This is a genomic window from Microvirga mediterraneensis, assembly GCF_013520865.1.
In the GTDB taxonomy this organism is placed as follows: Bacteria; Pseudomonadota; Alphaproteobacteria; order Rhizobiales; family Beijerinckiaceae; genus Microvirga; species Microvirga mediterraneensis.
Map to the genome: position 1 here is coordinate 3,596,797 of NZ_JACDXJ010000001.1, position 14,234 is coordinate 3,611,030.

The 14,234-nt window shown below is 64.0% G+C and carries 15 protein-coding genes and 1 pseudogene; 10 read left to right on the top strand and 6 right to left on the bottom strand.

Going from position 1 to position 14,234, the window contains the following annotated elements:
* Positions 1 to 17: 17 nt before the first annotated feature.
* Together gpt and H0S73_RS17135 are read right to left on the bottom strand one after the other, a co-directional pair.
* On the bottom strand, positions 18 to 524 hold the full coding sequence (gene gpt, locus H0S73_RS17130; protein ID WP_181053274.1) for a xanthine phosphoribosyltransferase: 507 nt from the start codon (positions 522 to 524) through the stop codon (positions 18 to 20).
* Between the two features lie 41 nt (positions 525 to 565).
* On the bottom strand, positions 566 to 1,312 hold the full coding sequence (locus H0S73_RS17135; RefSeq protein ID WP_181053275.1) for a competence/damage-inducible protein A: 747 nt from the start codon (positions 1,310 to 1,312) through the stop codon (positions 566 to 568).
* Between the two features lie 154 nt (positions 1,313 to 1,466).
* Here H0S73_RS17135 and sfsA point away from each other — a divergent pair, with 154 nt between their 5' ends.
* Positions 1,467 to 2,186, top strand: coding sequence for a DNA/RNA nuclease SfsA (sfsA, locus tag H0S73_RS17140; RefSeq protein ID WP_181053276.1), 720 nt, complete (start codon positions 1,467 to 1,469; stop codon positions 2,184 to 2,186).
* 170 nt (positions 2,187 to 2,356) lie between these two features.
* On the opposite strand, the gene H0S73_RS17145 is transcribed toward sfsA, so the two are convergent.
* Positions 2,357 to 3,184 carry an FkbM family methyltransferase gene (locus H0S73_RS17145; protein ID WP_246389025.1) on the bottom strand — a complete coding sequence of 276 codons (828 nt, stop codon included), beginning with the start codon at positions 3,182 to 3,184 and terminating at the stop codon, positions 2,357 to 2,359.
* Between the two features lie 234 nt (positions 3,185 to 3,418).
* Here H0S73_RS17145 and map point away from each other — a divergent pair, with 234 nt between their 5' ends.
* Positions 3,419 to 4,240, top strand: coding sequence for a type I methionyl aminopeptidase (map, locus tag H0S73_RS17150; protein ID WP_181053278.1), 822 nt, complete (start codon positions 3,419 to 3,421; stop codon positions 4,238 to 4,240).
* Positions 4,241 to 4,332: 92 nt separating this feature from the next.
* The gene (gene radC / locus H0S73_RS17155) at positions 4,333 to 5,019 is read left to right on the top strand and encodes a RadC family protein (RefSeq protein WP_181053279.1); all 687 of its coding nucleotides are present in this window, start codon (positions 4,333 to 4,335) and stop codon (positions 5,017 to 5,019) included.
* Between the two features lie 27 nt (positions 5,020 to 5,046).
* Here radC and H0S73_RS17160 read toward each other — a convergent pair whose 3' ends face one another.
* Together H0S73_RS17160 and H0S73_RS17165 are read right to left on the bottom strand one after the other, a co-directional pair.
* A complete protein-coding gene (locus H0S73_RS17160; protein ID WP_181053280.1) occupies positions 5,047 to 5,643 on the bottom strand; it encodes an exopolysaccharide biosynthesis protein in 597 nt (198 codons plus the stop codon).
* An 82-nt stretch (positions 5,644 to 5,725) separates the two neighbouring features.
* Complete coding sequence (locus tag H0S73_RS17165; protein ID WP_181053281.1) at positions 5,726 to 5,995, bottom strand: usg protein; 270 nt, start codon at positions 5,993 to 5,995, stop codon at positions 5,726 to 5,728.
* 207 nt (positions 5,996 to 6,202) lie between these two features.
* Here H0S73_RS17165 and H0S73_RS17170 point away from each other — a divergent pair, with 207 nt between their 5' ends.
* Positions 6,203 to 7,051 carry a methionyl-tRNA formyltransferase gene (locus H0S73_RS17170; protein ID WP_181053282.1) on the top strand — a complete coding sequence of 283 codons (849 nt, stop codon included), beginning with the start codon at positions 6,203 to 6,205 and terminating at the stop codon, positions 7,049 to 7,051.
* A 440-nt stretch (positions 7,052 to 7,491) separates the two neighbouring features.
* Here the strand turns inward: H0S73_RS17170 and H0S73_RS17175 are convergent, their stop codons facing one another.
* On the bottom strand, positions 7,492 to 8,019 hold the full coding sequence (locus H0S73_RS17175; RefSeq protein WP_181053283.1) for a flavin reductase family protein: 528 nt from the start codon (positions 8,017 to 8,019) through the stop codon (positions 7,492 to 7,494).
* A gap of 301 nt (positions 8,020 to 8,320) precedes the next feature.
* Between H0S73_RS17175 and H0S73_RS17180 the strand changes: the two genes are divergently transcribed.
* The 6 genes and pseudogenes from H0S73_RS17180 (at position 8,321) to H0S73_RS17205 (ending at position 14,004) form a co-directional block, all read left to right on the top strand.
* The gene (locus tag H0S73_RS17180) at positions 8,321 to 9,241 is read left to right on the top strand and encodes a branched-chain amino acid ABC transporter permease (protein ID WP_181053284.1); all 921 of its coding nucleotides are present in this window, start codon (positions 8,321 to 8,323) and stop codon (positions 9,239 to 9,241) included.
* Positions 9,242 to 9,254: 13 nt separating this feature from the next.
* Positions 9,255 to 10,667, top strand: coding sequence for a high-affinity branched-chain amino acid ABC transporter permease LivM (gene livM / locus H0S73_RS17185; RefSeq protein ID WP_181053285.1), 1,413 nt, complete (start codon positions 9,255 to 9,257; stop codon positions 10,665 to 10,667).
* Positions 10,667 to 11,479: pseudogene (locus tag H0S73_RS17190) on the top strand (ABC transporter ATP-binding protein); the annotation flags it as partial. The gene livM and the pseudogene H0S73_RS17190, both read left to right, overlap by 1 nt.
* Before the next feature lie 26 nt (positions 11,480 to 11,505).
* Entirely contained in the window at positions 11,506 to 12,273 is a 768-nt protein-coding gene (locus H0S73_RS17195) for an ABC transporter ATP-binding protein (protein ID WP_181053287.1), read from the top strand.
* A complete protein-coding gene (locus H0S73_RS17200) occupies positions 12,273 to 12,635 on the top strand; it encodes a DUF6867 family protein (protein ID WP_181053288.1) in 363 nt (120 codons plus the stop codon). Before H0S73_RS17195 ends, H0S73_RS17200 begins: the two co-directional genes overlap by 1 nt.
* A 241-nt stretch (positions 12,636 to 12,876) precedes the next feature.
* The gene (locus tag H0S73_RS17205) at positions 12,877 to 14,004 is read left to right on the top strand and encodes a branched-chain amino acid ABC transporter substrate-binding protein (RefSeq protein WP_181053289.1); all 1,128 of its coding nucleotides are present in this window, start codon (positions 12,877 to 12,879) and stop codon (positions 14,002 to 14,004) included.
* Positions 14,005 to 14,234 lie beyond the last annotated feature (230 nt).

Sequence of the window (14,234 nt, forward strand, 5' to 3'; positions counted from 1 at the left end):
GGCGCCCCTCGATCCTGTTAACCCGCCGAGCCTTCGCGGATCGGCGCCTGGTAGGCGAGACCCATATCCCAGGGGAAGTAGATCCAGGTGTCCTGGCTCACTTCCGTCACGAAGGTGTCGATCAAGGGACGCCCGGCGGGCTTGGCGTAGACGGCGGCGAAATGCGCGTTGGGGAGCATGTCGCGCACGATCTTGGCGGTCTTGCCCGTATCGGTGAGGTCGTCGATCACGAGGACGCCCTTGCCCTTTCCGTCGCCCACGGCCTTGATCGAGGGCGCGATGTCCTTCAGCACCTGCAGGTCGCCCTGGTTCTTGTAGTCGTGGTAGCTCGCGATGCAGACGCTCTCGATGAGACGCAGGTCGAGCTCGCGCGCCACGATGGCGGCCGGCACGAGGCCGCCGCGGGTGATGCAGACGATCGCCTCGAAGGGACCGGCGGAGGCCAGACGCCAGGCAAGGGCCCGGCAATCGCGGTGGAACTGATCCCAGGAGACAGGGAAGGCTTTCGGAGAGGTCGGGGACATGGCTCTGCTCTTGTAGGGCTGTCTGGTGAAACGAATAACGCTTACAGGGGTGCCCGGTCGCCCTTGAGGCGGCCGAGAAGCTCGCGCACGGCAGCGGCGGCACCGGCCACCGCGTCCGGGTCCTTGCCCCGCACGACGATCTGGTTGCGGAAGCCGCTCGTCGAGAACGACGGATAGGATCCGATGGACACGGCCGGGTTCGACGCGGCGATCAGGCTCAGCCCCTCGGCATAGATGCCCTCGGCCAGACCCTCGGCCTCGATGGTCTCGATGATCATGCGGGCGCCGGTCTGGAGCGATGGGGCGATGAGGTCGAGCATGGCCTGCATGATGGACGGCACGCCCGCCATGACGAACACATTGCCGATCCGGAAGCCGGGCGCCTTGGAGATGGGGTTCTCGATCAGGTCGGCCCCCTCGGGGATCCGGGCCATGCGCAGGCGCGCCTCGTTCAGCTCGTGGGGCTGGTAGCGCTCCCGCAGCATCGCGACCGCCCGGGGATCCTGCCCGATCCCGACATTGAAAGCCTTGGCGATGCAATCGGCCGTGATGTCGTCATGGGTCGGACCGATGCCGCCGGTGGTGAAGAGATAGGTGTAGCGGCCGCGCAGGGCATTGACCGCCGCGACGATCTCCCCCTCCACGTCCGGCACGACGCGCACCTCGCGCAGGTCGATGCCGATCCCGGTCAGGTACTCGGCGATATAGCCGATATTCTTGTCCTTGGTGCGCCCCGTGAGGATCTCATCGCCAATGATGAGGAGGGCGGCTGTAACGGAAACGGCCATGCGCAGCGATCCTTTTGGGGGCGTTTAGCGTTAGAAGCTGCAATTCTCAAGCGGAAGCAAGCGTTCATTCCCTGTCGTCCCCTCGCTTCGGTCGCAGTTGAACCCCCACCGCCTCCCCTGCTACCAGGAAGTCCCTTTCAATCATTGGATACCGATGCGTTTTCAGGAAACCCTGCTCGAGGGCCGCCTCATCGAGCGATACAAGCGCTTTCTGGCGGATATCGAGCTCGATACGGGCGAGGTGGTCACGGCCCATTGCGCCAATCCCGGCGCGATGATGGGCCTGAAGGAACCCGGCAGCCGGGTCTATCTCTCCCGGGCGACGAACCCGAACCGCAAGCTCAAGTACAATTGGGAATTCGTGGAGGTCGCGGCCGGCGGCGGGCCGCGCCAGCTCATCGGCATCAACACCTCCCGGCCGAACCTCCTGGTCGCCGAGGCTCTGGCGGACAAGCGCCTCGCCCCCTTCGCGGATTACGAGCGGGTCAGGCCGGAGGTGAAGTACGGCCGGAACAGCCGGGTCGACTTCCTGCTCGAGAAGGACGGCGAGCCGCCCTGCTACCTGGAGGTGAAGAACTGCCACCTGATGCGGGAGGCAGGCTTCGCCGAGTTCCCGGATTGCGTCGCCGCCCGCAGCGCCAAGCATCTCTACGAACTCGCCGACATGGTAGCCACGGGCGCGAGGGCCGCGCTGGTCTACGTCATCCAGATGGACGCCGAGCGCTTCGACGTGGCCCGCGACATCGACCCGGCCTACGACAAGGCCTTCCGCCACGCCCTGGCGGCGGGGGTCGAGTCCTACGCCTATGTCTGCCGCATCACGCCGGAGGAAGTGACCATCGACCGGCCGGTGGCAATCGTGACGCCGCGGTAAGGCGTCAGCGGCCGGCTTACAGGTCTCCAACCTCATCCTGAGGAGCCACGAAGTGGCGTCTCGAAGGAGGATCCAGAGAGCACAGGCAACGCCCTCGTCCTTCGAGACGGTCGCTCCGCGACCTCCTCAGGATGAGGGCTGGGTTGGAGGCCAACTTTTCGTCGGACCATTCACCCCCGCTCGAAGGCCAGGTTCATCTTGTTCTTGAGGATCTGCCGGTAGCCCTTGCCCTTCAGGAGCTTCACCACGTCGATCTGCCAGCGCTCCGGTACGTTGGCGACGATGAACAGTGAGGGGTAGAGGGACGCGGGGGCGTCCCGGAAGAACGGGTCGAGCACCAGGTCCTCGGCCCCCTCCACGTCGAGCTTGATCGCGTCGACGCGGGTCAGGCCTTCCCGGCTCAGGAGCTCCAGCATCGTCACGGCCGGGACGCGGATCGCGTCCGTCTGGCTCGAATTGACGATCTTCAGGCTTGCCTCGCCCCGATTGAGGGGATCGAGGAAGAGGGTCAGCTCGCCGGTCTTGTCCGCCACCGCGCAGTCCACGGCCTTGATGGTGCAGGAAGGGTTCTGACGGATGTTGTAGATCAGGCGGTCGAAGATCTCCGGCTGCGGCTCCACGGCCAGGATCCGCACCGGAACGGCGCCCGCCTCCCGGGCGACGGAAAGGGCGTACCAACCGACATTCGACCCGATGTCGATGAAGGTGAAGCCGTCCGCGATCCGGGACGTCAGGATCTTGATCTCGTCCACGTCGAAATATTGCGGCGTGAACAGGATGCGCCGCTCGCAGACGTTCTTGTAGGGGTAGAGCCGCATGCGCAGGCCGAAGGTCTCCAGGTCGAGCGGCACGCCCTTCAGCGTCTTCATCGCCAGGCGGCGCAGCATCAGGGCCACCCGGCGGCCGGCCCATCCCTCGGGCAGCCCGCGCGTGCGGTCGATCACCCAGCGGGCGAGTCCTGAAGGCGCAAAATCGCCGAAGGGGCGAGAATCATTCATTAAGCGGGAATCCACGGCCGTCGAATGGGAACGAACAGGGTTGCTCATGACACCCTCGGCGGCCAATCGCAAGCGCGGCAGCAGGTCTTTAGAACATCGGGCGGAAAAGTAGGTCCCGGTTTTCCGCAAGAACGATACTCTCATTCAAGGGGCAAGCATCGGATCGATCCGATGCTTTAACTTGCGTCAGGCGCGACGATCCTTACATTCCGGACAAGAGTTCAAGGAACGAAAATGACCGAAACCGACATTGTCGAGCGCAAGCGCTCCGCCGAGATCCCGCTCCACGGGCCGGAGGATTTCGAGGCCATGCGGCGTGTGTGCCGCATGACGGCCGAGTGCCTCGACATGCTGACCGACTATGTGAAACCCGGCGTCACGACGGAATTTCTAGACAAGCTCGCCTTCGAGTTCATCCGCGACCATGGCGCCTATCCGGCCTGCCTGAACTATCGCGGCTACACCAAGACGATCTGCACCTCGATCAACCACGTGGTCTGCCACGGCATTCCCAACGACAAGCCCCTGCGCGACGGGGACATCATGAATATCGACGTGACCCTGATCCTCGACGGGTGGCACGGCGATTCGAGCCGGATGTATTATGTGGGCGAGGTGCCCCGCCGGGCCCAGAGGCTCTGCGAGATCACCTATGAATGCCTGATGCGCGGCATCGCGGCGGTCAAGCCCGGGGCCACCACCAACGATATCGGGGCGGCGATCCAGTCCTATGCCGAGGCCGAGCGCTGCTCGGTAGTGCGGGACTTCTGCGGCCACGGCCTCGGCCGCGTGTTCCACGACTCGCCGACGATCCTCCATTACGTGGAACCGGCCTACAACGTGGAGCTGAAGCCCGGCATGCTCTTCACCATCGAGCCCATGATCAACCTCGGCAGGCCGCAGGTGAAGGTGCTCGCCGACGGCTGGACCGCCGTGACCCGCGACCGTTCCCTATCGGCCCAGTTCGAACACACGGTCGGCGTTACGGAAACCGGAGTCGAGGTCTTCACCTTCTCGCCGAAGGGCATGGACAAGCCGCCCTACAACGCGTCTTGACTCTAGCCTGACGCGTCGCTTCAAGCCTACAAAGTAACATCGGCGCTCCTGGTTTTCTCATGGAGCACCGCAGGCAACGGCGACGGGCGGGCATGAGCGGCGACCAGATTCCCCATTATCACGGCCATCGCGACCGGCTGCGCGCCCGCTTCATGGAGACGGGCGGCGACCCGCTGCCGGATTACGAATTGCTGGAACTGGTCCTGTTCCGATCGATCCCGCGCCGGGACGTGAAGCCCATCGCCAAGGAGCTCATGAAGCGCTTCGGCACCTTCGCCGAGGTGCTGGCGGCCTCCCCGGCCCGGCTCATGGAGGTGGACGGGATCGGCGAGAGCGTGGTGACCGACCTCAAGATCGTGGAGGCTTCCGCCCGCCGCCTGGCCAAGGGCGAGGTGGCGAAGAGGCCGGTCCTGTCCTCCTGGACATCCGTGCTCGATTATTGCCGCACCGCCATGGCGTTCATGGACAAGGAGCAGTTCCGGCTGCTCTTCCTCGACAAGCGCAACGCGCTCATCGCCGACGAGGTGCAGCAATCGGGCACGGTCGACCATACGCCGGTCTACCCGCGCGAGGTGGTCAAGCGGGCGCTCGAACTCTCGGCCTCCGCCCTCATCTTGGTCCACAATCATCCAAGCGGCGATCCGACCCCCTCCTCGGCCGACATCAAGATGACCCGCGAGATCATCGACGTGGCCAAGCCCCTGGGGATCGCCGTCCACGACCACATCATCGTCGGCCGCGAGGGACATGCCAGCCTGAAAGGCCTGAAGTTGATCTAAGTCCCGAAGGGGGGGCCGCACGATGCCCTAGAAAAGCGTCTCGATCCCGGCGAAGATCGCGTAGACGAAGCCGAGGCTCAACGTCAGGCCGATGGAGCCGATGATCAGGCCGCCGATGATCACGAGGCCGTCGCGCTCGACGAGGCCGAGCCCCACCAGGCATACGGCAAGTCCCAGCGGGATCTGCCCGACGAACGGGGGCGCGAACAGCAGCCCCAGGGCCAGGATCAGGATGACCGCGCCCATGAGCCGCATGGAGATGGGCGTGTCGAGGAAGGTCATGCGCGGGCGCGAGATGCGCTCCAGCCGGCGGAAGACCGGGATCGCCCGCCCGACGGCCCGTTCCACGTCCGTGCGGGCCACGGACCGGTTCAAGAGCTGGCGCGGCAGCCAGGGTGCCTCCCGGCCGAAGGTGATCTGGATGGCGACGAGCGCCAGCAGCAGGCCGCAGACCAGGGGGATCGGCGGCGGCATGGGCAGGCAGTTCGGCAGGCCGAGGAGAACGATGAGCAGAGCGAAAGCCCTGTCCTGGAGCACCGTCATGATCTGACGCACAGTCAGGCGCTCGCCAGGCTGTGAGGCAAGGGCGAGCAGGATTTGTGAAGTGCGCGCGTTGGAAAACAAGGAGCCCTGGCAGGTTCGGGGATGCTCAGGGCGCCTCTCTACCTGACTTAAGGTCCGGGGCCAAGGGTTTGAGGTCACTTCCTCAATGAATGTTGATCTCGCCCTGGACCGCCCGAAATTCCGCCGGCTTGATCAAGCGGGCATGGGTGACGGTGACCGAATGCAGAGGGCCGGCGAGTTCGCGCTTCCAGAAATCGAGAAAGTCGATGAGGATGGGAAAACGGGGAGCCAGATCGTATTCCTGCCAGATATAGGTCTGCAGGAAGGTCGGATGATCGGGCATACGGTAGAGGATCTTGGCGGTCGTCAGCCCGTAGCCTTCCATCTGGCGGATGAAGTCTTGGGATACCATGCGAACTCCTTCTCTCAAGCTCCAGCGAGCCTAGCGACAGGTGTCCGCCCCAATGGCACAGGCGGTTCACTGCCCTATGCTCAAGGCTAAATCTTGAGTGTGATTCCGGGTTCCCGCAAGCCGATGGGGTTGCACATTCCTGCGATGTTGCGTTGATTGCCTGCAATCACATGTGAGCCAGGACGCCGGAGAAGGAGATCACCGGGAATGCGCTTTGCCTTCGCCGGAATCGATTTTCTCGGAGATGTCTTCGAGACGCTGGTCGCCCGAGGCTGGGAGCCGGTCAAGCTCTTCAGCCGCCCCTGCGATGGCATCTACGACTTCAATGACGTAACGGTGGCCCGCGCCAGAGCCTTGAGGCTGCCGATCCAGATGTCGCGGATCCTTCCAGCGGATCTGGCCGGCCTGAAAGCCCTGGGCTGCCAAGCCCTGGTGGTTGCGGGCTATCCCTGGCTGGTGACCGGATGGGAGCGGCACCTGCCCTTTGCGTTCAACTTCCATCCGTCCCCGCTCCCGATGGGCCGCGGGCCCTACCCGCTCTTCCAGGCCATCCTGGACGGCCATCCGGAATGGGGCCTGACCGTCCATCGGCTGGAGCCCGCATTCGACACGGGCGCCATCGTGACCCAGACGCGGTTCTCTTTAAGCGGAACGGAGACGCACGACACGCTCCTGGCCAAGTGCCAGATCGCCGCCAAGGAGATTTCCGTGCAGCTGGCCGAGGATCTCCCCCGGCTCTGGGACGAGGCACGCCCCCAGGGTCCGGGCAGCTACTGGCCCCGGGTCACGCAGGCGCAGCGGACGATCCACTGGACGGGAAGCGTTCGCGACGTCATGCGCACCATCCGCGCCTTCGGGTCCATCGAGGCCTTCGCGCAGATCGAGTCCCGCTACGTCTATGTTTGGGAGGCTACCGGCTGGGAGGAGCCGCACCGCTACCGGCCCGGCACCCTGGTGCACAAGCACCGCAGGCACATGGTCGTGGCCGCACGAGACGGCTTCGTGCAGATCACGGGCTGGAGCCCCTACGCTCCGGGACCCGCGCGGGGCAAGTAGCGTTTCGGCCCTTTTCAGCGCCGGCGCTTCACCAGCTTCCAGGCCTGGCGGAGGATGAAAATGTTTCTGATCAGCTTGAACATCGGGTCTCCTTGAAATTCTTCCTGGCTTTCAAGGGCGGACGGACGGGAAGGTTCCAAGCCTGACCAGGAACGGGACCCGTGCTGGATTTTTGACCCCTGATCGTGGAACCAAGCATCCGCAACGGCATTATTCCCTCACGAAGGCCATATGCCCCCAGGTCTTCGAGACCCTCAAAGCCCTTCACAGCCCCCGTGAAGGGCTTTTTCTTTTTCCGCATTTCATCGCAGCCGAGCTGAAACCCTCCGGCGCCTCGCCCGTTGCCCTGTCGAAGGCCATCCTGTGGCCTTCGGGACCGGGAGGCCTCCTCATGTGCCGGCGACGGCGGGTGAGGAGGCCTTTCCGTTTGTCCACAGATTTCAGAGCCTTTGGTAATGCCGTCCCTGGTAGACGAGCGTCGGCCTGCGTTCGCCCAGCCGGATGCGGACGATCTCGCCGATGATGACGTGGTGGGTCGCGATGATCCGTGCCTCGGCGATGCGGCAATCGAAGGAGACGAGGCTTGTCGCCAGAGCGGGCGAGCCCGTATCGAGCTTCTCCCATTCCCCAACCGTGAAGCGCTCCTGGCCCTGGAGACCGGTGCGCCCCGCAAAGATGTCCGCGAGCGCCTGATCCTCGGCGCTCAGGGTGTTCACGCAGAAAACCTTGTTGGCCAGCAAGGCTTGGGCCGAGCGCGAGGTGGTGTTGACGCAGACCAGGAGCGAGGGCGGGCTGTCCGTCACCGTGGTGACGGCCGTAGCCGTAAAGCCCGCGCGCCCGGCCGCGCCGTCGGTCGTGACCACGTGAACGGCAGCGGTCACCCGGCTCATGCCTTCCCTAAAGAGAAGGGCATCGGGGCTCGCGGCACCTGTGGCGGCGGAATCGGGAGAGGCTTGAGACTTCGACATGATGTTCCAGACGAGCCTCTTCCACTCTTTCAGGGCAGAGCACAAGGCCGTTCGGCCCCATATGGTTCCTGGCCTTAGCCTTTGGAAGCGGTATGCAGACCGGAACTTGCACAGTATTGCATCAGCCCCCGCCGCTTATTCCATCATGGACGGGAATAGGAAACTTAACAGAAAGTTGTCGAACGAAAATCTGGTTGCTAGAGAAACAACATCTTACGACAGGCTTGGCGTTGCTCAGGCATCGTGCTTTCCTGCAGTGTTTCCCAAGAATGACCCCATTCCAGAGGGGCAAGGGTAGGACATGGAAATTTTTGTGCAGCAGCTCATCAATGGGCTGACTCTCGGGTCGATCTACGGCCTCATCGCCATCGGCTATACGATGGTCTTCGGCATCATCGGCATGGTGAACTTCGCCCACGGCGACGTCTTCATGCTCTCCGCCTTCATCGCCCTGATCTTCTTCCTGATCCTGACGACCTGGCTCGGGATCTCGTCGGTGGTGCTGGCGCTGTTCTTCGTCCTCATCATCGCGATGGTGCTCACCTCCCTATGGGGCTGGGCCATCGAGCGGATCGCCTACCGGCCCCTGCGCGGCTCGTTCCGCCTGGCGCCGCTGATCTCGGCCATCGGCGTCTCGATCTTCCTGTCCAACTTCGTCCAGGTCGCCCAGGGCGCGCGCAACAAGCCGACCCCGCCGATGGTGCAGGACGTGATCGTGCTGTTCCAGGGCGAGAGCGGCTACAACGTCGCCCTCTCCTACAAGCAGATCATCATCATGGTCGTGACGGCCGTGCTGCTCTCGATCTTCTGGTACGTCGTCCAGAAGACCTCGCTCGGCCGCGCCCAGCGCGCCTGTGAGCAGGACCGCAAGATGGCCGCCCTTCTCGGCATCAACGTGGACCGCACGATCTCCCTCACCTTCGTGATCGGCGCGTCGCTCGCGGCCGTCGCTGGCACCATGTATCTGCTGTATTATGGCGTGGTGAGCTTCAACGACGGCTTCGTGCCGGGCGTGAAGGCCTTCACGGCAGCGGTCCTGGGCGGCATCGGCTCCCTGCCGGGCGCGGTCCTCGGCGGGCTGATCATCGGCCTCATCGAGACCTTCTGGTCGGCCTATTTCTCGATCGAGTACAAGGATGTGGCCGCGTTCTCGATCCTCGCCATCGTGTTGATCTTCATGCCCTCCGGTATTCTCGGACGGCCTGAGGTCGAGAAGGTTTAAGGGGCCTGAGAACATGAACGCTCCTTCCATCACCACCGCGGGCCAGACCCAGGCCGCGACGCGGACCTTCGACCTGGGCGCCGCCCTGAAGGATTCGCTGAAGACGGCCCTCATCATGCTGGGCCTGTCGATCCCGATCCTCGCCTACAAGACCGACCAGTCCGGCGCCGACCTCTTCCTCACCCCCCGATGGGGCCTGGTTGCGGTCATCTGCGCCATCGTGTTCGGCATGCGCCTCGTGCTGCACGCCTTCACCGCCTCCAGGGCCTATCGCCAGGCGACGCCCAGCGCCCATCAGGCGACGGAGCCGGTCCATGCGGAGCCGAGCGCCTTCCAGCACGTCTCCAGGTTCGCCATTCCCTTCTTCCTCGGGGTGGCCCTGTGCTTCCCGGTGATCATCTACCTAATCCAGGGCGGCCTGAACGAGTCGCGCTACTGGGTCGACCTGGGCATCCTGATCCTCACCTACGTGATGCTCGGATGGGGCCTGAACATCGTGGTGGGCCTCGCGGGCCTGCTCGACCTGGGCTACGTCGCGTTCTACGCGGTCGGGGCCTATTCCTACGCCCTGCTCTCGACCACCTTCGGCCTGTCGTTCTGGATCTGCCTGCCGCTGGCCGGCATCCTGGCGGCCTTCTGGGGCATGATCCTCGGCTTCCCGGTGCTGCGCCTGCGCGGCGATTACCTCGCCATCGTGACCCTTGCCTTCGGCGAGATCGTCCGCCTCGTCCTCATCAACTGGGTGGACCTGACCAACGGCGGCGCCGGCATCTCGTCGATTCCGCGCGCGACCTTCTTCGGCATCCCGTTTACGGCGGGCGAAGGCGGCTTCGCGCAGACCTTCGGGCTCGAATTCAACGGCATGCACCGGATCATCTTCCTCTACTACCTGATCCTGGTGCTGGCACTGATCACCAACTTCGTGACCATGCGCCTGCGCAAGCTGCCCGTGGGACGCGCCTGGGAGGCCCTGCGAGAGGATGAGATTGCCTGCCGGTCGCTCGGCATCAACACCACGAACACCAAGCTGACGGCCTTCGCCATCGGCGCCATGTTCGGCGGCTTCGCCGGCTCGTTCTTCGCGGTCCGCCAGGGCTTCGTCTCCCCGGAAAGCTTCAACTTCCTGGAATCGGCGATCATCCTGGCCATCGTGGTGCTCGGCGGCATGGGTTCGCAGATCGGCGTCGCCATCGCGGCCATCGTGCTGGTCGGCGGCCCCGAGATCCTGCGCAACCTGACCTTCCTCCAGGCCATCTTCGGATCGGGATTCGACCCGAACGAGTATCGCCTGCTGCTCTTCGGCGCCGGCATGGTGGCGATGATGGTCTGGCGTCCGCGCGGCCTGATCTCGGAACGTGAACCCTCGGTGATCTTGAAAGAGCGCAAGGCCATTTCCGGCTCGCTCGTGAAGGAAGGACACGGCTAATGCGCTGGCTGCAGGATCCCATCCTCGACGTACAGCATCTCACGATGCGCTTCGGCGGCCTCGTCGCCATCAACAACCTCTCCTTCCAGGCCGGGCGCGGCGACATCACCGCCCTCATCGGTCCCAACGGAGCGGGCAAGACCACGGTCTTCAACTGCATCACCGGCTTCTACAAGCCGTCGGAGGGCATGGTCGCCCTTCGCAAGCCCGACGGTTCGCACCTGCTCCTGGAGCGGCTGCCGGGCTACGACATCAACTGGAAGGGCAAGGTCGCCCGCACCTTTCAGAACATCCGCCTGTTCTCCGGCATGACCGTGCTCGAGAACCTGCTGGTGGCCCAGCACAACCCGCTCATGATCGCCTCGGGCTTCACCTTCCTGGGCATTCTCGGGATCGGCGGCTACCGCAAGGCCGAGAAGGAGGCCATCGAGAAGGCCAAGTACTGGCTGGAGAAGGCCCGCCTGATCCATCGGGCGGACGATCCGGCCGGCGACCTGCCCTACGGCGACCAGCGTCGCCTGGAGATCGCCCGCGCCATGTGCACGGACCCGCTCCTGCTCTGTCTCGACGAGCCGGCGGCCGGCCTCAACCCGCGCGAGTCCCTGGAGCTCAATGAGCTGCTCCTGTCGATCCGCAAGGACAACGGCACGTCGATCCTCCTGATCGAGCACGACATGTCGGTCGTGATGCAGATCTCGGACCACGTGGTGGTGCTCGATTACGGCACCAAGATCTCGGACGGCGCCCCCGCCGATGTCAGGAACGATCCCAAGGTCATCGCCGCCTATCTGGGCGTGGCCGACGAGGAAGTGGAAAAGGTCGAAGCGGAGATCGGCGCATGACCGCTGCAACGAGCATTCAACAAGCCGCCATCGACGCGGGCCGGCAGCCGCTTCTCAGCGTCCGCGGCGTAAAGACCTATTACGGCAACATCATCGCCCTCAAGGGCGTCGACATGGATGTCCATGAAGGCGAGATCGTCACGCTGATCGGCGCCAACGGGGCGGGCAAGTCCACCCTGATGATGACGATCTTCGGCAACCCGCGCGCTCGCGAGGGCAAGATCACCTATGCGGGCCAGGACATCACCAAGATGGCCACCCACGAGATCGCCCGCATGTCGATCGCCCAGTCTCCCGAAGGCCGGCGCATCTTCCCGCGCATGACGGTGTTCGAGAACCTGCAGATGGGAGCGTCCCTGCACAACATGGCGCATTTCGACCAGGATCTGGAACGGGTCTGCACCCTGTTTCCGCGCCTGAAGGAACGCCTGCAGCAGCGCGGCGGCACCCTGTCGGGCGGCGAGCAGCAGATGCTGGCCATCGCCCGGGCGCTCATGAGCCGCCCGAAGCTCCTCCTCCTGGACGAGCCGTCGCTCGGTCTGGCGCCCCTGATCGTGAAGCAGATCTTCGAGATCATCAAGGAGCTGAACCAGAAGGACGGCATGACGGTCTTCCTCGTGGAGCAGAACGCCTACCATGCCCTCAAGCTGGCCCATCGCGGCTACGTGATGGTGACGGGCAACATCACCATGAGCGGCACCGGTAAGGAGCTGCTCGAGAACCCGCAAGTCCGGGCAGCCTATCTCGAAGGGGGGCATCACTGATGCAGGGCATCCTTTACGAAGAGCCTTCGATCTGGCTCTTCCTTCTCATCACCGTGATCATGGGCGGCTGGGCGGCCTGGATGACCGGGCGGGCCATCGCCCTGACCTGGCGTCCGTTCTGGACCCTGATCGTCTACCTGTTCATCCTCGGCGCCGCGGTGCGCTTCATCCACTTCGCCCTGTTCGGAGGCACGCTGCTGTCGGTCCATTATTATGCCGTCGACACCATCGTGCTGCTGATCATCGGGGCGCTGGGTTTCCAGTACCGCCGCGCCCGCATGATGACCACCCAGTACCGCTGGCTCTACGAGCGGACCGGCCCTTTCTCCTGGCGGGAAAAGGCGTCTGCCGCCAAGGGCTAAGCGCAGCGTGCGGAAAGGTGGATCAGCCTTCCGCGCCAAACGACGCGCCGCTTTAAGAAGCAAGTGCATCGGATTGATCCCAAAAGTGGTTTCCACTTTTGGGCCCGATGCTCCGGCCTTCAAAATTCCCAGGTGACATCCGCTTAAAAAACAGCATGATGTTACCTTGGATGACGGATCTACCGTCAAACCGGCCCCCAAAGGAAGGGGGGCCTATAAAACCACCCAGAGGAGTGACCTCATGAAAAAACTGCTGTTGACCGGCGTGGCGCTTGGTCTTGGCCTCGCCTTCTCCAGCGCCGCCAGCGCCCAGATCAAGATCGGCGTCGCTGGCCCCATCACCGGCCCGAACGCGGCCTTCGGCGCCCAGCTGAAGAACGGCGTCGAGCAGGCTGTCGAAGACATCAATGCCGCTGGCGGCATCAACGGGCAGAAGCTCGTGGTTGTCGTCGGCGACGACGTGTCCGATCCGAAGCAGGGCGTGTCGGTGGCGAACAAGTTCGCGGCCGAGGGCGTGAAGTTCGTCGTCGGCCACTTCAACTCCGGCGTTTCGATCCCCGCCTCCTCGGTCTACGAGGAAGCCGGCATCGTCCAGGTTTCGCCGGCCTCGACGAACCCGCAGTACACCGAGCGCGGCATGTGGAACACCTTCCGCACCTGCGGCCGCGACGACCAGCAGGGCCTCGTTGCCGGCAGCTACCTGGCCGACAAGTTCAAGGGCAAGAAGGTCGCCGTCATCCACGACAAGACCCCCTATGGAAAGGGCCTTGCCGACGAGACCCAGAAGACCATGAACTCCAAGGGTCTGAAGGAAGTCGTCTATGAAGGCGTGAACCCGGGCGAGAAGGACTACTCCGCTCTCGTGTCGAAGCTGAAGCAGGCCGGCGTGGACGTGGTCTATTTCGGTGGTCTCCATACGGAAGCCGGCCTCATCATCCGCCAGATGCGCGACCAGGGCCTGAACGCCCCGCTCATGTCGGGTGACGGCATCGTGTCGGCCGAGTTCGTCTCGATCGCCGGCCCGGGCGCCGAAGGCACCCTGATGACCTTCTCGCCGGATCCGCGCAAGAACCCGAACGCCAAGGACGTGGTGGCCAAGTTCAAGGCCAAGAACTACGAGCCTGAAGCCTACACGCTCTACAGCTATGCGGCCGCCCAGATCCTGGCCGAGGCCGCCAAGCAGGCCGGCAGCTTCGACGGCAAGAAGGTTGCCGACGTCATGAAGGCCGGCAAGCCCTTCAAGACCGTCATCGGCGATCTCTCCTTCGACAAGAAGGGCGACATCACCCGTCCGGACTACGTCATGTATGTCTGGAAGAAGGGCGCCGACGGCAAGATCGACTACACGGGCAACGAGATGTCCATGTAATCCATCGGCCCGATAGCCGACATTCGGAAACCCGCCCTGGCGACAGGGCGGGTTTTCTTATGGATAGTGAATTATCCCGGCCATCCCGATACGGAGAGGCGCCCCGCTATCATCCCCGGCGAACCGAAGGCTCGGGAAGGGGATCCATGATCAAGCGAGACGCTATGAACTCTCTACGTCATGGCCGGCCTTGTGCCGGCCATCCCGATACAATGAAACTCAGCGCTCCT